Below are 20,696 nucleotides of genomic sequence, written 5' to 3'. Positions count from 1 at the left end.
ACTTTGATGCTAGCGCATCTAGGTCTTTTTTTCACCTCGCATTTGATATTGCACTTCATGTGTTAATCTAAGAATCTAAATACTTAAATTTACTGTTCCGACAAATCAGTATTAGTTGATACTGATTTGTCGTTTTCTATTATAAACGGCTCTTGAAATACCAACCGTTTTAATGAACACTTTCATATGTGGATGTGCAACCTATTATGCCCTCTCGCTCCCAATACGCACTCATGTCTTCTAAAGACAGAAACACTGTACTGTTTATCTGTTTTAGCAGCGCTGTCGCATTTTTTGATTTTTTGATCTATCTATATCTTTCGGATATTGTGGCTGCAAATTTTTTCCCCGCGAATATCAACCCTGCTATGACAAAAATGCAAGGGCTTGGGCTTTTTGTGATTGGTTATTTGGCACGTCCTGTTGGTGGCATTATATTTGGTCGTTATGGAGATATTAAGGGCCGAAAACCCATGCTATTATTTAGCATACTGGTCACTGCAGCCAGCTTATTAGCGATGGCTTGCTTGCCGACTTACGCACAATGGGGATTGATGGCGCCAGTATTATTTATTGTGTTACGGCTGATACAAGGGATGGCGTTTGGAGTTTATGTACCACTCGCTTGGGTGTTTGTGGCAGAGCATGTGCCACGGCTGTACTTATCTGTGGGCTGTAGCTATGTCACTGCCAGTTTCTATGTTGGCGTCCTATTCTCTAATGCTTTTTTTCTGTGGCTAAGCAACTCTATGAGCACGGGGCAGTTGGCTGACTATGGTTGGCGCATACCGTTTTTCATCGCGGCCATATTGAGTCTTTTGCCGTTATTGACCTGGCGATGGATAGAGGAATCGCCATTTTTTATTGAGATGAAAAATGTAAAACCGAGTGAGTATGTTATCAAGCCATTTACTCTGCTTTTTAAGCACTGTAAGCATTCACTATTTATCGGTATGCTACTTACCCTAATTATTTCTAGCATAACGACCGTGATCGTGCTTTTACTGCCTGATTTGATTGAATTACAATTTAATTTAAACAATGATTTATTTGGATTTTCACACAGTCTGGGTGTCGTATTTATGATTTTTGGCTGTGTGTTTTATGGCATCATATCCAATCATCAAAATTTTGGTAAGATTTTAACAATAGGTTCTATCTTACTGATTGCGCAGATGCTTGCCTTTTTTTACCATCTACAGTCAGGCGCTGACTATATCCTCATTATGTACGCGCTTTTAGGTTTTTGTGCGGGCATCGTTGGCATGATACCTGCCATCATCGTGCAGTTATTTCCGACTAACGTACGATTAACGGGAATGGCATTTTGTTATAATGTGGCCTATGGTATTGTGGGGGTGTTAGTACCTTTTGGACTTGGTTATGCCACGTTATATGTAAGTTTCTCACCCGCTTTGTATATCGCTTTCATTGGCTTTATCGGTATCATCATGGGGATATATTTTTACAACTTACCCGAATTTAAAAAAATCGATCATGTCATTTAGGATGTGTCACCAACTAGCACCCTGACAGATTAAAATACTTTCTCTAAAAAACCTCAAAGATTAAGGCTTAACCACCATGGTTGATATGACCAACAAAAGACTCTCTGTAGCCCCCATGATCGATTGGACAACGACGGATTACCGTTATTTCGCACGGTTATTTAATCCGTATGTCTATTTATATACCGAGATGATTAGTACTGGCGCGCTCATTCATGGCAATCGCGCGCGGCATCTGCGTTTTGATACGCTCGAGCATCCACTGGTGCTGCAACTCGGTGGTGCAGATATTACAGAGATGACCCAGTGCGCTGAATTCGCTCAGCAGTACGGCTATGACGAAGTCAATATCAATGTTGGCTGCCCCTCTGATCGCGTGCAGCACAATAAAATAGGCGCTTGCTTAATGGCAGAGCCCAATACTGTCGCTGACTTGGTCAAACACATGCAAGCGGCAGTCGATATTCCCGTCACAGTCAAACACCGCATCGGAATCGATGACTTTGACAGCTATGAGTTTATGGTAGACTTTGTACAGAAAGTCGCTGCTGCTGGATGCACGCGCTTTATTGTTCATGCACGTACGGCATGGTTGCAGGGATTGAGTCCCAAACAAAATCGCGACATACCACCGTTACGTTATAATGACGTTTACCGCCTCAAGCAAGATTTTCCCGCGCTTGATATCGAGATTAATGGCGGCATAGAAACCATTGCTGATATTGAAGCCCACTTACAGCATATCGACGGCGTGATGATTGGACGCGCGTTTTATCACAACCCTTACCTATTGGCAGAGTCTAATAGTTTATGGGGTAAACCCGCTCCTAAGCGCTCAGAAATCCTAACGCAACTTTATCCCTACTTAGAAGAGCAAATGGCTAAAGGTGAGGCACTACCCACAATGACTAGGCACTATTTAGGATTGTTTCAGGGATTGATGGGCGCCCGTAAATGGCGACAGGCTTTGAGTGGCAAGCCTCAGTTAACGATTGACGATATCAAACGCGCGGCGGATGAAGTTCTACTATTAAATCCTGATGCATAATTGAATCTATAGTCCGTCCCAAATAATAGTCAGCCCTGCTCATCATGACAACGGCTATAGTAATATGCTGAAAGTTAGAAATAGTCGTTATTTATTTAAGCCACTTGCGCAAGATACTGCGCCATCGCCGCGCCATTATTAATGATGTGTAATAATATCGGCAGTAATAACGAGCCTGATTTGAAACGTGCGTAACAGAATATCAATGCCAATACCACAATGGTGCTAATCTCATAGATACCATACTGCACATGAATCACCGCAAATATCAAACTGGTGACGACACTTGCTACTATTGCGCCTCGATGCTTTGATTTAAGTGGCAATTTAGATGAAGAGTCAGATGGCGAGGCGAATTGCTCGGCAATCGCTGACCACAATAGTCCGCGAAATATCAACTCTTCATATAAAGGCGCAACAATCACCATCGCGAAGACCAGCAGCCATACTGAGCTGACAGATTCATACAATGGATCTACGAACAACAGCGGTGCTTCATCCAGTAAATACGTCAACGCCTGACTGCCAATCATAAATATTAATAGCAGCCCAAGCATCCCCATGCCTACAGTAAATGAGAACGGCTTTAGCGCTAAATACCGGCGGCTATTGCCCCCTTTTAAACCAATAATTAAAACGCTGATAGCTACTAATAGCACGCAGCCTATGATAATAGACAGGCTTACAACCGTGCCATCACTACTGCCAAAAAAGAAGATATCGCCTACGGTAGCGTTTTTAGCAGCGGGTAATACTAGCTTGCCAGCGACATAAACGCCGAGCAACTGGCTGATAAAAAACGCTATCAGCATTCCGATGATCAGTAGAAACGCACCCAATCGTGAAAACAGCGGGGTGCGCTTAGGCTGCGGAGTAAAATGGTGCGAACCAGTAGCATTTTTTAGCATAGAGTCGTTACTCAAACGGATATTCTGTCAGCTCACATCTGTCGTGGATATAGATAACACTGAAGTAATACCATTCACAAAAATTAGAGTAGCAAGGAAAACGAGTGCAAGTGCTACGCACTGTAGACTAAACAAGTTTGACACGGCTAATCGTACTTTTTGGGTTTGGTATAAATAATAATCAGTGGTTATTTTGGCAATTGCTGCTCAATCAAGGTCAACACTTGCAACGCGACCGATTCTGGATGCTCGAGCGGGAACATATGGCCACCTGCATGAGTCTTATAAGGAATACCCAAACGCGACTGTATTTGTTGCGGAAACTGGCGTTTTAAAAACACACTGTCTTGACCTATGATCAAGGTCACAGGAACCTTAGGGCCACGGTTCGGTGCGAGCCAATACCAAGAGGGATTGGTTCGAAAAACTTCCACCTCACTGGCTTTCGGGATGGCCAATGTCACTTTGCCATCCGCACGTTCATGTAACCCGTGCTCGATATAGCCTTGAAAACTGCGCTCATCAAAGTTTTTGAAAAATCCTTTATGCCGCATCTTTTCATACGCATCTGAGCGACTATCCCAAACGTCACGGCGATGTTTAGAGATACCAGCTGGTGATAGTTTGTCCATCAAGCGGTTATTCATCATAGGTAATCTGTCTACCGTTTTGGCAAGGTGCCAAAATAAGCTGACCTTGCCATAAATCCAAGGTGGATCCATGAGCACCGCTTGGGAAAAACACTCTGGTGCGCGATACAGCGCCTGTAAAGTACACATCGCACCAAGCGAGTGCCCCACTGCTACTACTTGCTTTACACCATGCTTTTCGCAGGCATTCCTCACACTATCAATAATCTGTTGTGTGAGACGACGCCAATGGTCATCCACTGGATAATCAGGTGTCGCACCCAACATTGCAATATATTCAATAGTAAAAAATTCTGCTAACCTCTCAAAAAATGGCTGGTAGACTGCACTTGGCATACCATTAGCATGGGCAAAATGTAGGACAGGCTTATTTGTTATTTTAGAAACAGGCAAAGCAGCAAAGGTGTTCAAATTGATTTCATCACTCATAACAGGCTCTCATCGATTTAAATAGTTATTTAGGACGTTTTTTATAATCATTGAATCTTACATATAGTTAAGGCTGAGCATAGTCATATACTCAGCCTTAACAATCATACACAGTAAATCTAAAACATAAAACACTTAACGCATCTGCGCGTTACCCTCTTCTTGGGGCAACACATCGAGATTGATGCTTGAGCCAACGCCTGCACCCAACTTAACGGCAAAGCGGTCCATAAATAACTGGAACGGATCTGTTGGGCTATAATTCACCACACTATTAAGCTCTAATTGCTTCTCTAGGCTTGCGATACTGCCTTTTTTATCTGCCAGCCCTAATTCAATAGACTGCTCACCTGTCCAGAACAATCCTGAAAACAATTTGTTTTGTTCAGGGTTTTTTAAACGGTCACCGCGACCTTCTTTGACTGCATCGATAAAGTGTTTATGCGTATTGGCCAGTACTTTTTCGACATGACTTTCTTCATAATCAGTCAATGGACGTGACAAGCTTAAGATGTCTTTATACTCACCAGCAGTAATGGTGCGATCTTCGACACCAACCTTGTCCATTAAGCCTTTGATATTATAGCTTGGCATAATCACACCAATAGAGCCGACCAAACTTGATGGATTGACATAAATCTCATCCGCTGCAGAAGCAATATAATAAGCACCCGATGCACCAATATCACCAATCACTGCGTAAAGCTTTTTGTCTGGATACTCTTGGCGCAAATCTATCATCGTCTGCCAAATTTCATCAGACTGTACGGGCGAGCCGCCAGGTGAGTTAATATCTAACGCCACCGCTTTTGAGTTTTTATTTTTAAAAGCACGCGTTAAGGCTTCGTTGACATCATAAGCATTGGCAACATCACCGCTACTAATCGTCCCTTGAAGCTCAACCACTGCCAAATGAGGCTTACTGGTGTCGACACCATCTAGACCCGTGGGTGCTTTGGTACTGCACCCACGACCAAGGGTCAAAAATATCAATAAAATATAACCAAAGGTCAAAAGTTTAAAAAAGATACCCCAACGACGCGAGCGGCGTTGTTCGACCACGCTCGCCAATAAGGTGTTTTCTAGCAGTCGCCATTCTTGTCCAGTTGGCTGGCTTGGTGGCTGCATCGGCGCTGGCTGATTTGGCGAATTATCAGGACGTTTGTTAGGGTCTGGTGGCCAGTTGGGCATATAACTTCCTAAGTCAGAAACAATCTAAAACGATAAAAGAAACGATATAAAATATAGACGCCGTAAGACGCTGGTTTTCACTTTAGATATCTATATATTTAGTGCTTATATTTAATGCTTATATATTGAAATACTTTCACACCATAACGGCCATCTATATTAATAGGTTGCTAAGTATGGTGGTATTTTAATCATGGTTCAATAGGGGCTGTATAGAATTCATCTATTAGGACTGCTGATCGCTAAAATAATTCCAGACTAGGCGTAAATCGAAGGTAATGTCGAGACCTTAGCTAGATTTACAACAACGTCTGGGGCGATTTTAGCATCAGTCCGAAGGAACAGGACTATTTTTTGCCACTTCATAGCCAAAACTATCGCGCTTAGAATAACTAAACTTACTATTTTTGGCGTCGAATTGCCTAAAAAATAGTCTCTGTCAGTTCCTTAGCTGAATTCTATACAGCCCCTAGTATAACTGTGAAATATCACTATATTGTAACGCTTATAATATAAGCAAAAATTTTAGGGCTCAATATCGACAGCATCGACCGTAGCATTGAAAGACCACGCCGCCTCTAAACCCTTATCATCGTAGGTTATGGTCTGGTTTACTTTTTGACGATTGAGCACATCAGCCGTTATATGCGATGTGCTATGTCCAAGCCATGTGACATTATTAAATGTGGTCGCTTGCTCAAGGACACTACCAGACTTAGATGTATTATAGGGCTGTACTGAACACAGCAATTCCCACATTTGCCAAAGGCGCTGATGCGTATCGGCATTTAAGATAATCCGTGATTTTGCAGCGTCAGTTTGTTGAACGGGTAATTGGCTATTCGACGTGAGGGTCTGCCCAGATACCGGTAATGATTTGAGCGGATCAGCCGCATTGTATGTTAGCACGCGTAAGGGTAAGCGGCTATCGATCACCACCGTACAGTCCCACACGCTGGCGTCGCCCACTTTACTCCAACCCGTCAGCGCTTGTATGGACAACTCACCATTGGTTAACTGCCAGCGTTTGCCTTGCTCACAACGTTGCACGCTTATGTCTGCCTTACTGGTAGATGAGCTGGCGACTTTATACGCTCGCTGCAATGCAGGCCAACGATCTGAACGCCCTGCTTGCCAATATTGACTAATGGGTAAACGCTGATTTAACTGCGCCACGGTCATGGGTAATAATTCAGAATTTTTGAGTTTAAAATTAGAGTCATGGTTCTGGTTATCATTACCAGCGAGCGTATCCGTCAAACCAGCACTACTGCTCTGTACGATGATGCCTTGTAACCTATCAACGGATAAGCTGCCTAATTGCTGTTCCAACATTATAGAAAACTGCGCGGCCGTTAGACGACTTGGCATGGTCCTTGTGGAGCTATCTCTGTGATCGGTTAACAGTAGCCAACTGACATTTTCCTTGTTTGTATTTGTCGCTGACGACGGATTATCATGACTTTTAATAGTGGCTTTATTATTAACAGGATATTGCAACAAAGCGGCACTTATATATCGATCGCCCGTTGGCAAAGTATATAAAGTCGGTGTCGCTGCTAGCGACTGCTGATTGGCATATACCGTCATCATCAATAAGGTTAACGGTGGAAGTGCCAGCCAACGGTTGACAAACCCTCGGGGTAATAACCACGGCAATATACTCAGCAAGGCCATGAACAATATGGCGATGTTTACTGGTGTATAAAGCCATGCTTCTGACAATGCGGGTAATGAGGTCAACCACGTCATCAGCTTATGCAAGCCGGCGACGAGTGCACTGACAAGCTGCCAAATACTATCAGCGATAGTAGGTGATAAAAGATAACAAAGTCCTGCCAATAGATTAAGCGGCACGATGACCCAACCAAACAATCCAATGGCAAATAAGTTAATAACCAGACCCCACAATGATGCTTTGCCAAACAGTAATAAAGTAACAGGTAATAAAGTGAGAAATAGCCAAAACTGGAGTTTAAATACCCGTCTACTTATTATCCAAAGGTGCTGTGACACAGTATTGATCACACTCGCTTTATCAGAATTGTTTTTATGAGGTAAAGAGGATTGCCTATACCGATAGGAGCTGTCGTCATACTTGAGTAATAGCGCCACTGCAATAAAGGATAGCCAATAACCAGCCTGCCATAATACATACGGATCGAGCCATGCCATCAGTATAGCCAGCGCAAACAATACACGCATCGTACCGACAGGCAATAACGTTAAACGCACCAAACCTATCGCTAATAACATCCATGCGGTACGAGCAGCAGGCACATCAAAGCCAGTAAATAGCGCATAAATAAAAGCAGCACCAATCATCACCCACCAGCGTACTTGCCAGCGCGGAATATGACGGTAAAATACTGGCCATAGCCGATCAAAAAACGAGACGACTGTGCCGGATAGCATAATCGCTAAAAACAATACATGCGTCCCTGAGATAGCAAGTAGATGTGAGATACCCGCCAATTGGTATAAATCTTTGGTGTCACGGTTGATTAAACTGCGGTCACCTGTAAGCAAGCTTAATGTCACTGCCTTAGCTTGTTGCTGTGCGGTGGTCTTTTCTTCCCAACCCTTATGAAAATGCTGCCGTAACTGCCAACGTCCTTGGTCAATATAGGTACGAAAACGCTGAAAATATGAGTCAGAAGAAGCGGTCAGATCTAATGACTCGGTATTAGGAATAGTCGATGCGCTGGTAGCCAGTATATTTGCGACCCCATCGATATGACGACCTCGCAACCAACGATAGCTGTCAAAGCCAGACGGGTTATTTATTGCTTGCTCAGAGCTCTCAAGCGGCGCCAGCGTCAGACTCATAAATAGCTGATCACCAGGCTGTAAATAATTTAAATTGGTAAATTCGCTATTACCAGAAGGAGTTTGAGAAGCTGACTTTGATGAATGCTTTGGATAAGCATTGAGCAATATACGGTATTTGACGTTTTGATTGTTATTATGAGTTAGAGTGGCCGTATTTAATTTTTTTGTATCTGAGTTTTGATTATTTAAGTCGATACTGCTTAGGCTATTTTTATCATCTTCTAAATAATTAACCTTACTATTATCTAAATCTTGCGCTGTAAGCTTAGACACTAAGGGCGTTATATGGCTAATAGTAGCAACTTGTCGATAACCACTTTCTGTGCTGGCATCATAGACACTATCACTCACCCCCTCGATAGTCACTAGTGCTTGTACCCGCATAGGCTCAGAGATTGCTGCAGCTTCTGCATGTTGATGGCTAACCAACGCTTGCACTGCACTTCCTATAATTAGCCCAATTGCTAATATAGAAAATGACAAATAATATATAATGCGAAATGAAGGTTTAGCGCTACGAGGGCAATGGCTAGAAGGGTTTTGAGCAGTATTATTGATATGTACTGATGGTATTTTAAACTGGGCAATCACGATCAATATAATGGCAAAAATAATTAATGCTAAAGAGAAGCTATTATTAATATCCAACAGGAACGAATGAGTTGGCAACGCCGTATTATCCGCGACTGCCAAAACGCCCATCATAGCGACAGTAATTAAGCTACCAATTAACCAGTACACTAGCAACTCACCCCTTGTGCAATAGCATTTATATCATTATTACCCTATACTGATTAAAGATATTGAACGACGATTATCTAATATCCTCATTCCATATATTTTTATTAGTGCTTTTTATTACTAACCTCACTTTATACCAGCCCATCAATGCGCTTGAGCGGACTGTAGTTAACGATTAAAGGCGATCCTGTGCCCCAAAAACGTCTCAAAGACCTGCTTCCTACCCCAGAGAAAATCTTAGAAAGCCGCACCTTAAAATTGTTTGCACCGCATTTGGCTGATCCACGATTATGGCATTTTAATCGTCATAGCCTAAATAAAGCGGTATATATTGGTGTGCTTAGTGCATTTTTCCCATTACCTGGACAGATGTTATTGGCATTGATCGGCGCCCTTATTTTCCGTGCTAACGTACCAATGGCACTTGGTTTGACTTGGATTACCAACCCGATAACCACACTGCCTGTGTTTTATGCAGGGTATTATATCGGCGCCAAAATTCTTGACGTGCCGATGATTAGCTTGCGGGTTATCGGTAGAATGATTTCTGACTTTAGTTTGTGGATTGTATCCGATGGTGCCAATCCATTCATTACTTATAAAGGCACAGTATCGATTACTGCTTTTTGTTTGGGTTTAACTATCTTGGCAGTTATCAGTAGCATTATATGCGGCTTAGCGTTCAAAGCCATATGGCGCTATAAAACCATCACCAGCTGGCAAAAACGCCAGTCCAATAATGCAGCTGATAAACCGCCTAAACGTTAAGACACTCCTCCAAAAAATATGTAACACAGCACAGCGCTCTCAATCGTCTTCGCTATTTTTTTCCATCGCTTCAAGAATATGTTCAGTAAGCTTCTCTTCCATTATAAACACACCAATCACTTCTTCGTTTTTGAGTAACGTGTAGCGCTTACCCGTCGCGCTGTCTTGAGCCTTTAAATCGTAATCAACACCGGCTAAGGTGATCGCATCAAAAACTGGCGTAAGCAGATCTATTTGTGCTTGTTTATCAATCGTATCGAACAACGTCGGATCCATATAGGGCTTGAGTGGCTCATTGCCTTCTTCGGCACTACCAAAGGCGGCAATCGGGTCTTCGTTTTTGTCCATAATCCTCATCTCTATTCAATGGATAGACTGCTATATCATCACTGCTGTTTATGCCGTCAGCAGTGTATTTATTTTGGCTGCGTAACGTTGTTAATACTGTTCCCAATGACCATTACGCAATAATAACTGCCGATCTGCAAGTGCGGCTAAATTGCGATCATGAGTCACCATCAGTAAAGCGGTTTGCATGGTGTTTTGCAATTCTGTTAACAGCCCAAAAACACTTTGGGCGTTATCATAATCCAAGTTACCTGTTGGCTCATCTGCCAAAATAAGCGATGGCTTAGTCACCAGAGCACGAGCTATCGCCACACGCTGACGCTCACCACCTGATAGCTCACCCGGTCTATGTGCCAAACGATGCTCAAGACCGACACTGGTTAAAATATCAATGGCTTGTTGACGCGCTTCAGTCGTCGATACTTTTGGGCGCATCAATAATGGCATGGCGACGTTTTCAATGGCGGTAAACTCTGCCAATAAATGGTGAAATTGATAAATAAACCCTAAGTATTTATTGCGCATCGCACCGCGTTCAGTCTCATTCATATTGTTTAATAACTGGCCATGTAACCAGACTTCACCGCTGGTTGGCGTATCAAGCCCACCTAGTAGGTGTAACAAAGTGCTTTTCCCTGAACCACTAGTCCCAACAATAGCAATGCGCTCCCCAGCATTGACGTTCAAATCTAAGCCGGTCAATACTTGAGTACTGACCGCCCCTTCATCATATATCTTATTGATATTGGTCGCCTTCAAAATCGCAGACATAGCACTTCCTTTATTTTATTTATAGTGGCATTCATACCTTTAATTACTCGTAACGTAGCGTTTGCGCCGGCTGAATTTTAGCCGCTCGGCGTGCTGGATAAATGGTGGCCAAGAAGCTCAATATAAATGAGGCGCTCGTAATCAACACCACATCGGTCAAGCGCAGCTGCGATGGCAGATAGTTAACAAAATAGGCATCAAATAAGTTTAGGCCAAAGGTCTGGTTGATAAAGCCCAAAATATCACTAACCGTCAGCGCAAATATCACACCCAATATCGTGCCCGCAATCGTACCGATAAAGCCGATAACGATACCCTGCACCATAAACACCTGAGTAATCAAACGCGGCGAGGCGCCAAAGGTTTTTAGAATAGCGATGTCTGCTTTTTTATCTGTGACCAGCATGACCAAACTTGAAACAATGTTAAAGGCGGCGACCAAGATGATTAAGAATAGCAATAAACCCACCATTGCTTTTTCCATTTGAATCGCCCCAAATAAGTTGCCATGCGTCTGTGTCCAATTACTAGGATACAATCGTCCAGGGTCGATCGCTGCTGCTTTTTCTGCCGCTATTGGCGCACTAAAAATATCCACAAGTTTCATACGTACACCCTGTGCGCCTTCTGGCAGACGTAGCAGTTTTGCTGCATCTCCCATCGGGATAAACGCCATCAGACTATCTACCTCAGGACTGATCGTATATATACCCGTCAAGGTGAAGCGCTTAAATCGTGGTATCACGCCAGCAGGCGATGGAGAGGCTTCCGGTAGCACCAAAGTCACCTTATCACCCAACTGCAACCCCAAAGATTGCACCATCTCTTCGCCTAGCACAATACTGAAATCACCGTTATGCAACGTATCAATGCTACCTTCGACCATATGCTCGTTGATGATTGAGACATTTTTTTCGTATTCAGGATCGACGCCTGTGACCATAATCCCTGCGACCTGACCATTTGAGGTCAGCATACCTTGCAGCTGGATAAAAGGCGCTACAGCGGCGACTTCTGGGTCTTCTTTAATTTCATCAGCCAATTGCTTCCAATCATCGATAATCTCAGTCGAGACCACGGTTGCTTGCGGCACCATACCCAAAATACGTGTTTTTAGTTCACGGTCGAAACCATTCATGACCGATAGCACCGTAATCAATACGGCAACCCCAAGAGTCAGACCAATCATCGAGATCAGCGATATAAAGGAGATAAAACCATTACTACGCTCTGCGCGGGTGTATCGCAAGCCAATAAATAACGCTAAAGGACGAAACATATTCAAACTCTTTATCTTATCTACGTGCGACTTTGTATATGCTATAAAACCAGTCGTATCAAGTGCTTCATACGGCGGCACTTGATACGCTCACATATAAATCGAACAAAAAAAAGGGTTTCAGACGAGCCAAAGACAGCCGTCAAAAGGGAGCTAGTTTGACACAATTTAGCTAATATATGCCAGTCATTAGCAAAAACTGCGGTTATTTTTTACTAAAAAACTGGGTTTTGTTACTATTTTTTATGAAGGACTTGCTATTGCTTGCGTCAATACCTATATATTGTATGCTAAAGACAATTGTCATTAACCATTCATTGTTGTTTGTTGACCCTTGACTGATGAATAATTGCTGGCTATCAAAAACCAAGACCGTTAAATATGGGAAGGTATATCAGCAATAGCAGTTTTTGGTCTAAACCTCACGCTGACTTAATTTTGAGTATTTTCATGACCATTAATTATCAATATAAAAACATTCAATCTCCCACAAAAATCACTTTGACCGATGAGCAGACCGCCGGTCACGCCGATCATTGGCGCATCTTGACCGATGATATGAGCAATGACGTGCCAGCATGGCTACAAAAAATGATCGAACAGGCGGCAATGCCCAAAGGCCTCAACCCCAATGTGAGTGCCCAAGATAGCTGCTTGTTATTATCTGAAGATCAGCCTTGTCATATCAATCAAGTCCTGGCCATGAAAGAGGGGAAGCCTGAATGCTTTATCAACGCCTACCCTTGTGTCGATAGTCCTTATGGGCTCAACTGTAAAATTGAGCGTGTCATTGCCAACGACAACTCCCACGATGCGGTATTACGCTTGCGTACAGCGGACGGCAGTATTATTTACGCCTTTGATCAGCTGTATACGACCAATCGCCATTTATACCAACGCGACACCTCATATTTTGTGAATTTTAGCGCTTGGGCCCATGAGTTTAAGCTGAGCGAACAAAACGAGGTAATTATGGTAGAAGACCAAGAGTCGATTCGCTACCATCGTGCCTTTAACGATATCGTCGCCGCGAATGACGGCCAAATCCCCGATGATCTACAGCAACAAATCAGTGAGTGGAAGCCTGAAACCGAAGCGCAAATGGCACCAGTAGAAATTAACTTGGGTCATATGTGTGCTTATCTGTTTGGCGATACCTTGGGTCAAGAGGATGAAGCTTGGTGTCAAGGTCAGGTGCTCGGCAAGCAAGAAACCGTCTTTAATGGTAAATCAATCATCTTATTTGATGTGGTAGCACTGCGCGAACAAGATGCCGACCCATTTGTGATGCGTATTGGCGCACTCAACACCCCAGAGACTGCCTCTATTAAGGTACATGACTATGTGCAAGCGAATGTTTGGCTACAAGCAGCCATTTACAAAGAAAACCAGGAAAACATAACCCAGCAAGTAAAAGCCAGTTAATTAAAAAATTCTTCAAATCTATATCGATAAAAAGAGCCTCTAATCTAAGATTAAAGGCTCTTTTGCATTTAGCTACTTTTTTAAAATTAGCTAAGAATAAACGAGGCAATAAAATATTACGCCATGGTCGTTACTGACTTAATACGGCTATAAAGTTCTTTTTGTTCGCTACTTGGACGAGCCGTTTGTACCGCCATCAATTGTGACATATCGCCTTCGACACGAATTTTACCACTCATAAAGGCACCCATAATTTCATTGGTATCAAAATCAGTAATGATAGATTGTAAGATACTGCGATCAAGTAAGAGTGTGGTAGTCGCCGCATCATTCAGACCGCGGTGCAATAAACCGTTAGCAAAGTTAGCTTCGATATCTTGCTCAGTATCAGATACTTTTAAATTAACAATCATATTATCTAATGCTGGCGGTAAGTTAAGCTCACCCGCTTCCTGACCCATCTGCTCAACTTGCTCAAACCATTCGTCTGTCAAAAAAACTGCCATATTGTTATCCTTAATTGGTATTATATAAGGCTAAAGCTACGTCATAGCCTTACCTGATTAGAGGTTGAATCATAAAATACGTACTAACAATAGTGTTATAAAAGCTCTATTATCAATCATACTTAGCTTCATTATAAGATGCGACTTAATGATAAGTAAAACCTATTTATAGCACTAATGCTAATACTGTTACAAAACCTTTATAGGAATTGGGCATTTACCTTGATAACAGTATCTTTTTTTAACCCCTAGAATAGTAGGGAAATTGGGTATAAAATAGACAAATAACGCAGCAACGATAAGTTGTTTGCAGAGATTTTTACCAAAGAGTTTATATTTTAGCGCATAGTCTTAATGATATTTTATTAGGTTTGCGTTACAATACCCTTAAACAGAGTCGGGAGTTTTAACTAAACATTACGTAAACATGTTTTTTTGTCAGCCGCCGCTAGCATACATCTATGGTCAATGTATTTTTTATGACCCTATGGATATTGGTATCTATCTTCATTAGTACGGGTTTTTGGTAATAATTAAGATAAATACTTAGCCTCATTAGATGTCTGATGCTCGAAAACGGCGCATCTTCTTATTCACTTTAACGTGTTATTAACAATCCTACTATCGATTAGCTATGAGTGTCGTGTATTTGAAACGCTTCTCTCTGTTCATTAGTACCAACTAATAGACAATAAAAGTTTCGATTGATAGTTAATAACCTGACTGTAATAAGTAAATCAAAAATAGCATGTGCCGCAACCACCATCTGTTTATCAAAATTAATGATACAGATGACGCGGAGAATTAGTTAATTCTGTTGATAATTCGGGCTGTAAAGGAATCATCCAATGAGTTTACAAAACACAGCAGTCGCCCCAATTGACCGTGAGTATGAAATCACTATCGTACGATTTTTTACGATCATGGCAGTAATATGGGGCATCGTCGGCATGAGTATTGGTGTGTTCATTGCTTCACAGTTGGCATGGCCAGCTCTGAACTTTGACATCGCATGGCTATCATTTGGTCGCCTCAGACCACTACACACCAACGCCGTTATTTTTGCTTTCGGTGGCTCTGCCCTGTTCGCAACGTCTTACTATATTGTCCAGCGTACCTGTAAGACAAGGCTATTTGCCCCTTATTTAGCTTGGTTTACCTTTTGGGGTTGGCAAGCGGTTATTGTATCAGCCGTTATTACCCTACCTTTAGGTTTGACTTCGACTAAAGAATACGCTGAGCTTGAGTGGCCAATTGATATCTTGATTGCTTTGGTATGGGTTTCTTATGCCATCGTTTTCTTCGGTACACTCATCAAACGTAAAACCTCACATATTTATGTGGCCAACTGGTTCTTTGCTGCCTTTATTATTACGATTGCACTACTTCATATCGTAAATAGTATGGCCATCCCTGTTAGTGCCTTTAAGTCTTACTCATTATTTGGCGGTGCGACCGATGCGATGGTGCAATGGTGGTGGGGGCATAACGCAGTAGGGTTTTACCTGACAGCAGCCTTCCTTGGGATGATGTATTACTTCGTTCCAGTACAGATTGGGCGTCCTATTTACTCTTACCGTTTGTCTATCGTTCACTTTTGGGCATTGATTGCTTCATATATGTGGGCTGGTGGTCACCATTTGCATTATTCAGCGATTCCAGATTGGACGCAGTCATTGGCGATGGTATTCTCTATTATTCTATTCGCACCTTCTTGGGGTGGTATGATTAACGGGGTATTAACACTGTCAGGCAGTTGGGATAAACTACGTACCGATCCAATCATTCGCTTTATGATTGTGGCACTGTCATTCTATGCCATGTCGACGTTCGAAGGCCCAATGATGTCCATCAAAACTGTGAATGCGCTATCGCATAACACGGATTGGACAGTAGGTCACGTTCACTCAGGGGCACTTGGCTGGGTTGGTATGATTACCATTGGTTCGCTATACGTGTTATTACCACGTATTTATAATAAACCAAAAATGTATTCTATCAGCTTAATCACCACGCATTTCTGGTTAGCTACTGCAGGGACTATCTTCTATATCGTGTCTATGTGGATCTCAGGTATTGGCCAAGGTATGATGTGGCTAGCCACTAACCCTGATGGTACTTTGGTATATAGTTTCGTTGATACCGTTGAGTTCTCGCATTTCCCATATATTGGTCGTGCGTTCGGTGGTCTGCTATATGTATCAGGTATGTTTGTCATGGCATATAACGTGTATAAAACACTTAAAATGCCAGAAGGCAAACCTGTTGATATCGCTGACCCGACTGATCATGAACCTAGTGTCGATGAAACCTCGACAGCTGCTAACGTATAAGGAGCGATCATGGCTGGTACACCGCATGAGATTATTGAAAAAAACACAGGCTTATTAGTCATCGGTATCGTCATTGCTATTAGCTTTGCAACACTAGTAGAGATCGTACCATTAATATATGATTATAGAGGTGCTGAAGAAGGTGGGGTGAACGCTCCCCTACCTGCTATGGAGCCTTGGACTGCACTTGAGTTTGAAGGTCGTGACATCTATATTCGTGAAGGGTGTCATGTTTGTCATACTCAAATGATTCGTCCACTACGTGCTGAAGTTGAGCGTTATGGGCCGTATTCACGTGCTGCTGAATCGACGTGGGATCACCCTTTCTTATGGGGTTCAAAGCGTACTGGGCCAGATTTGGCACGTGTTGGTGGTCGTTATTCTGAAGATTGGCAAAAGCAACATCTTATCGATCCACGTTCATTAGTACCTGAGTCTGTAATGCCTGGTTTTCCTTGGCTTGCGACTAACGAAGTGAACGGTAGCGACATACAGACTAGAATGCGTTTATTCCGTGATCAATTTGGTGTGCCTTATACCGATGAAGATATTGAAGGAGCGCCCGATGCTGTGCTTGGTGCTACTGAGCTTGATGCAGTCGTTGCCTATCTTCAACAATTAGGTACCGCAATGGAAGGACAGCGCTAATGGGTATTGGTGAATTACAAACAATTGCGACCGTTTCTGCCTTTATTGCCTTCGTAGGCGTTGCATGGTGGGCGTATTCACCAAAAAACAAAAAACGCTTCGAAGAAGATGCACAACTTGCGCTCGATGACGAGATCGAAAAACCTGTGTCTGAAGAGCAGCGCAATAAGGATGAACGATGACATTTTTTTGGAGTACTTGGATCACCGTACTGAGCTTTATGTGCTGGGCGGGTATCCTCGGTGTCTTACTAATGGTGTTAAAATATAAGCCAGAAGTTGAAGAAGACGGCACAACAGGCCATGATTATGATGGTATCAAAGAATATGACAAACCGCTCCCAAAATGGTGGTTAGTGATATTTTTCGGCTCCATTATCTGGGCCGTAGCATATTGGGTATTCTTCCCTGCTATGTTTCCAAAACATTGGGAAGGTATTACAACCGTAGAAGTTGATGGTGAAACCGTTCCTTGGACCTCTCACAACGAGCTTTATAGTGAGCTTGAAGAGAATGATAAAGTATTCACTAAGAACTTTGAGCAAAACATTTTGGCAAAAGCGGATGCCAGCGATGCGTCAAAAACTTTAGCAACGCTTTCTGAGATGCAGGCCACTATGCGTCGCAGTGAAACACCGCCAGCAGGGTTACAAACTCAAATTGATGAAAAAATTGCAGAGCTCTCGCCTGCTGTTGAAAAGCTTTCTGAAAACCCAAATGCATTAAAAGTGGGCAGCCGCCTGTTCTTACAGAACTGTGCCGTTTGTCATGGTTCGAATGCTAAAGGGGCGACAGGCTACCCTAACCTGACTGATAACGATTGGTTATATGGTGGAGAAGCTACAAACATCTTGACTACCCTACATAATGGTCGAGTGGGTGGCATGGCGGCATGGCGTGACCAAATCGGTGAAAATGGCGTACGTGCAGTATCTGAGTATGTACTGTCAATTTCTGGCAACCAAGAAGGTTATGATCTTGATAAGGTTATGGTTGCTAAAGGCGAGGAAATCTTTAAAGAACCGACTAACTGTGTGCTTTGCCATGGTGCAGATGCTAAAGGAATGATTTCGACTGGCGCACCAAACTTGACGGATAATATCTGGCTATATGGCGGTGATCGCGAAACTATCCGTGAGACCCTGCGTTATGGTCGTGCAGGTGTAATGCCTGAGTGGGAAACCAAGCTAGGTAACGAGCGCATCATGTTGCTTGCAGCCTATGTTTACTCACTCTCTGATAGAAACGCGAAGCCTGCTAAAGCAACCACTGTTTCTGCCACTGCTCCTAAAGCAGCGACAACAACTGAAACGACGGTTAACTAACCAAGAAGCTATTTGGTTTGCAGTTATACCGTAACTAAGTAAAGTTAGATAAAGGGAGGACTGTTATTGCAGTTCTCCCTTTTTTAAAACTTATAAATAAGCTAATGCATCATACATAGAATGGTAATTTTAGTCGTTTTACTAAAAACACTTAAGTTTTATTTTTAGCCACTGTCGATTGCTATAACATAGTTTATATAACAATAATATATTATATTAGTATTGCTTTTTAACATTCTTACCCCATTTATAAGAGGGAGAATGCTAAAATAGTAATGTATTAGAAATACTGGAAACCACCCATTTAAGCAGTCTTTATTCGATTTTAATCAATTACTTACAATCGCTCATTTGGTAGACGAGTTCATACGTTTTGAATGTTCAAACGTCTCTCACTACTTACTGACATTGATAACACCGTACATTCATACACCTTTTCAACCAAGGTGTTCGTTCATCATGCCAGCAGACTGATTCTTTTTTTAAAGAGGCACGTTTATGTCAGCACAACAACCCAATAAAATCCCTGTTATTGAGGTCGATCTTAACGCCACTAAAAAACGTATTCACCCTAGGTTTGTCACAGGATTTTATCAAAATATCCGTATTGTCAGTATGTATGCGTTTTTGGCGTTATTTCTGATTTTACCGTGGTTACGTTATAACGGTCGGCAAGCAATATGGTTTGATGTGCCCTCGCAGCATTATTATATTTTTGGTCTCACCTTTTTAACGCAAGACTTTTACTTTATTGCCGCCTTTGCGCTTATTGCTGCCTTTACCCTATTTATGGTGACCGTGTACGCAGGACGAGTATGGTGCGGTTATGCCTGCCCACAGACTATTTGGACCCATATGTTCCAATATGTCGAAAAGTTGGTGATTGGTGACCGCAATAAACGCATTAAATTTGATAAAGAACCAATGGGTCCAAAAAAAGCGTTTAAGCGTTTTTTAATCTACTTTATTTGGTTTGTGTTCTCGATGATTACCGCCACGACTTTTGTCAGTTACGTATCAGGGACAGAAGCCTTATATGGCAGTTGGCAAATGCTAGGGTTCATACCTTTTCCTGATTGGTCAACATGGATATGGGTATCAATATTTATCTTCGCTTTCTCTACTTACGTGAATGCTGGTTACATGCGTGAGCAGATGTGTATCCAAATCTGTCCTTATGGCCGCTTCCAAAGCGTCATGTTTGACAAAGATACACTGGTTGTTTCTTATGACTATGAACGTGGTGAACCGCGCGGCGCACGCAAAAAAGGTACCAATCCTGAACATCTAGGCGATTGCATCGAATGCCAAATGTGTGTGCAGGTCTGTCCGACTGGGATTGATATTCGCGATGGTTTGCAAGTCGCTTGTATTCAGTGCGCTGCCTGTGTCGACGCCTGTAATGACATTATGGATAAAGTGGGTTACCCACGTGGACTGATTCGTTATACCACAGAACGACAGTTAGTTGAAAAAGAGGATACGCGAGTATTTAGTCCGCGGTTCTTTGCCTACCTCACCTTACTGGCTGTGCTGTGTGGTGGTGTTATATACGCCTTGACCGATCGCGTGCCATTGGAGATTGATATTCGCCGTGACCGAAATCAGTTGTCCTCGCTGAATGCTCAAGGCATGATTGAAAACAGTTATATCGTTAAGCTAACCAATAAAACACAAGATGCCCATACTTATAAAATAACGCTAGAACCACAAGACGGCTTGAGTTTAGAGCTGCGCTTCAACGATGTACCATTAGAAGCGGGTGAAAGCTTTGATATGCCAGTCAGTATTTATGGTGACCCTGATGTGATTGAGTTTGGTCAAACGCCCGTTGTTTTAAATGTTCGTAGTGAAGATGATAAGTACAGTGTCAGCAAACAAAATATCTTTACCACCCAAGGACAATAAAAACTAACCCTTTAGTGGGTTCACTTTAAAAACGATACCGTACTATTGATTATAGCGTTATATGCTTTACCTGTTAGTT

Annotated in this window: 17 protein-coding genes; 9 read left to right on the top strand and 8 right to left on the bottom strand. The window is 42.5% G+C overall.

Going from position 1 to position 20,696, the window contains the following annotated elements:
• Positions 1 to 329: 329 nt before the first annotated feature.
• Entirely contained in the window at positions 330 to 1,508 is a 1,179-nt protein-coding gene (locus EI161_RS05680; RefSeq protein ID WP_318779365.1) for an MFS transporter, read from the top strand.
• A 76-nt stretch (positions 1,509 to 1,584) separates the two neighbouring features.
• The gene (gene dusA / locus EI161_RS05675) at positions 1,585 to 2,556 is read left to right on the top strand and encodes a tRNA dihydrouridine(20/20a) synthase DusA (protein WP_192529174.1); all 972 of its coding nucleotides are present in this window, start codon (positions 1,585 to 1,587) and stop codon (positions 2,554 to 2,556) included.
• A 95-nt stretch (positions 2,557 to 2,651) separates the two neighbouring features.
• On the opposite strand, the gene EI161_RS05670 is transcribed toward dusA, so the two are convergent.
• From EI161_RS05670 to EI161_RS05655, 4 genes are all read right to left on the bottom strand, one after another.
• Positions 2,652 to 3,464 (bottom strand): CPBP family intramembrane glutamic endopeptidase, encoded by an 813-nt coding sequence (locus EI161_RS05670; protein WP_263973713.1) that lies wholly within the window; start codon positions 3,462 to 3,464, stop codon positions 2,652 to 2,654.
• Between the two features lie 188 nt (positions 3,465 to 3,652).
• Positions 3,653 to 4,543 (bottom strand): alpha/beta fold hydrolase, encoded by an 891-nt coding sequence (locus tag EI161_RS05665; protein ID WP_192524604.1) that lies wholly within the window; start codon positions 4,541 to 4,543, stop codon positions 3,653 to 3,655.
• A 135-nt stretch (positions 4,544 to 4,678) separates the two neighbouring features.
• Positions 4,679 to 5,734: a signal peptide peptidase SppA gene (sppA, locus tag EI161_RS05660; RefSeq protein WP_192524603.1), complete on the bottom strand. Its 1,056-nt coding sequence runs from the start codon at positions 5,732 to 5,734 to the stop codon at positions 4,679 to 4,681.
• Positions 5,735 to 6,259: 525 nt separating this feature from the next.
• On the bottom strand, positions 6,260 to 9,307 hold the full coding sequence (locus tag EI161_RS05655; RefSeq protein ID WP_192529173.1) for a ComEC/Rec2 family competence protein: 3,048 nt from the start codon (positions 9,305 to 9,307) through the stop codon (positions 6,260 to 6,262).
• A 189-nt stretch (positions 9,308 to 9,496) separates the two neighbouring features.
• Here EI161_RS05655 and EI161_RS05650 point away from each other — a divergent pair, with 189 nt between their 5' ends.
• Positions 9,497 to 10,075 carry a DUF2062 domain-containing protein gene (locus EI161_RS05650; RefSeq protein WP_318779301.1) on the top strand — a complete coding sequence of 193 codons (579 nt, stop codon included), beginning with the start codon at positions 9,497 to 9,499 and terminating at the stop codon, positions 10,073 to 10,075.
• Positions 10,076 to 10,114: 39 nt separating this feature from the next.
• On the opposite strand, the gene EI161_RS05645 is transcribed toward EI161_RS05650, so the two are convergent.
• The 3 genes from EI161_RS05645 to EI161_RS05635 form a co-directional block, all read right to left on the bottom strand.
• The gene (locus tag EI161_RS05645) at positions 10,115 to 10,423 is read right to left on the bottom strand and encodes a hypothetical protein (protein WP_192523766.1); all 309 of its coding nucleotides are present in this window, start codon (positions 10,421 to 10,423) and stop codon (positions 10,115 to 10,117) included.
• 90 nt (positions 10,424 to 10,513) lie between these two features.
• Entirely contained in the window at positions 10,514 to 11,194 is a 681-nt protein-coding gene (gene lolD, locus EI161_RS05640) for a lipoprotein-releasing ABC transporter ATP-binding protein LolD (protein ID WP_192523765.1), read from the bottom strand.
• A 43-nt stretch (positions 11,195 to 11,237) separates the two neighbouring features.
• Positions 11,238 to 12,473, bottom strand: coding sequence for a lipoprotein-releasing ABC transporter permease subunit (locus tag EI161_RS05635; RefSeq protein ID WP_192523764.1), 1,236 nt, complete (start codon positions 12,471 to 12,473; stop codon positions 11,238 to 11,240).
• Positions 12,474 to 12,923: 450 nt separating this feature from the next.
• Between EI161_RS05635 and EI161_RS05630 the strand changes: the two genes are divergently transcribed.
• A complete protein-coding gene (locus EI161_RS05630) occupies positions 12,924 to 13,898 on the top strand; it encodes a hypothetical protein (RefSeq protein ID WP_192529172.1) in 975 nt (324 codons plus the stop codon).
• 116 nt (positions 13,899 to 14,014) lie between these two features.
• Here EI161_RS05630 and EI161_RS05625 read toward each other — a convergent pair whose 3' ends face one another.
• The gene (locus EI161_RS05625) at positions 14,015 to 14,404 is read right to left on the bottom strand and encodes an SCP-2 sterol transfer family protein (protein ID WP_192523762.1); all 390 of its coding nucleotides are present in this window, start codon (positions 14,402 to 14,404) and stop codon (positions 14,015 to 14,017) included.
• An 848-nt stretch (positions 14,405 to 15,252) separates the two neighbouring features.
• Between EI161_RS05625 and ccoN the strand changes: the two genes are divergently transcribed.
• The 5 genes from ccoN (at position 15,253) to ccoG (ending at position 20,617) form a co-directional block, all read left to right on the top strand.
• Positions 15,253 to 16,737, top strand: a complete 1,485-nt coding sequence (gene ccoN, locus EI161_RS05620) for a cytochrome-c oxidase, cbb3-type subunit I (RefSeq protein WP_192523761.1) — start codon at positions 15,253 to 15,255, stop codon at positions 16,735 to 16,737.
• 9 nt (positions 16,738 to 16,746) lie between these two features.
• On the top strand, positions 16,747 to 17,385 hold the full coding sequence (gene ccoO, locus EI161_RS05615) for a cytochrome-c oxidase, cbb3-type subunit II (RefSeq protein WP_192523760.1): 639 nt from the start codon (positions 16,747 to 16,749) through the stop codon (positions 17,383 to 17,385).
• Entirely contained in the window at positions 17,385 to 17,567 is a 183-nt protein-coding gene (locus EI161_RS05610) for a cbb3-type cytochrome oxidase subunit 3 (RefSeq protein WP_192523759.1), read from the top strand. The genes ccoO and EI161_RS05610 overlap by 1 nt, the downstream gene beginning before the upstream one ends.
• The gene (gene ccoP / locus EI161_RS05605; RefSeq protein WP_192523758.1) at positions 17,564 to 18,709 is read left to right on the top strand and encodes a cytochrome-c oxidase, cbb3-type subunit III; all 1,146 of its coding nucleotides are present in this window, start codon (positions 17,564 to 17,566) and stop codon (positions 18,707 to 18,709) included. Before EI161_RS05610 ends, ccoP begins: the two co-directional genes overlap by 4 nt.
• 498 nt (positions 18,710 to 19,207) lie before the next feature.
• Complete coding sequence (gene ccoG / locus EI161_RS05600) at positions 19,208 to 20,617, top strand: cytochrome c oxidase accessory protein CcoG (RefSeq protein ID WP_192523757.1); 1,410 nt, start codon at positions 19,208 to 19,210, stop codon at positions 20,615 to 20,617.
• The last annotated feature ends 79 nt before the right edge of the window (positions 20,618 to 20,696 follow it).

This window comes from Psychrobacter sp. FME5 (assembly GCF_014861375.1).
In the GTDB taxonomy this organism is placed as follows: domain Bacteria; phylum Pseudomonadota; class Gammaproteobacteria; order Pseudomonadales; family Moraxellaceae; genus Psychrobacter.
Note: the sequence above shows the minus strand (reverse complement) of the source record. Positions and strands in the feature narration are given on the sequence as shown.

What these genes read in the sequence shown, in the direction of transcription:
- dusA (WP_192529174.1), top strand. Translation starts at nt 1,585, where the DNA reads ATGGTTGATATGACCAACAAAAGACTCTCTGTAGCCCCCATGATCGAT.
- EI161_RS05670 (WP_263973713.1), bottom strand. Translation starts at nt 3,464, where the DNA reads ATGCTAAAAAATGCTACTGGTTCGCACCATTTTACTCCGCAGCCTAAG.
- EI161_RS05665 (WP_192524604.1), bottom strand. Translation starts at nt 4,543, where the DNA reads ATGAGTGATGAAATCAATTTGAACACCTTTGCTGCTTTGCCTGTTTCT.
- sppA (WP_192524603.1), bottom strand. Translation starts at nt 5,734, where the DNA reads ATGCCCAACTGGCCACCAGACCCTAACAAACGTCCTGATAATTCGCCA.
- EI161_RS05645 (WP_192523766.1), bottom strand. Translation starts at nt 10,423, where the DNA reads ATGGACAAAAACGAAGACCCGATTGCCGCCTTTGGTAGTGCCGAAGAA.
- lolD (WP_192523765.1), bottom strand. Translation starts at nt 11,194, where the DNA reads ATGTCTGCGATTTTGAAGGCGACCAATATCAATAAGATATATGATGAA.
- EI161_RS05635 (WP_192523764.1), bottom strand. Translation starts at nt 12,473, where the DNA reads ATGTTTCGTCCTTTAGCGTTATTTATTGGCTTGCGATACACCCGCGCA.
- EI161_RS05630 (WP_192529172.1), top strand. Translation starts at nt 12,924, where the DNA reads ATGACCATTAATTATCAATATAAAAACATTCAATCTCCCACAAAAATC.
- EI161_RS05625 (WP_192523762.1), bottom strand. Translation starts at nt 14,404, where the DNA reads ATGGCAGTTTTTTTGACAGACGAATGGTTTGAGCAAGTTGAGCAGATG.
- ccoN (WP_192523761.1), top strand. Translation starts at nt 15,253, where the DNA reads ATGAGTTTACAAAACACAGCAGTCGCCCCAATTGACCGTGAGTATGAA.
- ccoO (WP_192523760.1), top strand. Translation starts at nt 16,747, where the DNA reads ATGGCTGGTACACCGCATGAGATTATTGAAAAAAACACAGGCTTATTA.
- EI161_RS05610 (WP_192523759.1), top strand. Translation starts at nt 17,385, where the DNA reads ATGGGTATTGGTGAATTACAAACAATTGCGACCGTTTCTGCCTTTATT.
- ccoP (WP_192523758.1), top strand. Translation starts at nt 17,564, where the DNA reads ATGACATTTTTTTGGAGTACTTGGATCACCGTACTGAGCTTTATGTGC.
- ccoG (WP_192523757.1), top strand. Translation starts at nt 19,208, where the DNA reads ATGTCAGCACAACAACCCAATAAAATCCCTGTTATTGAGGTCGATCTT.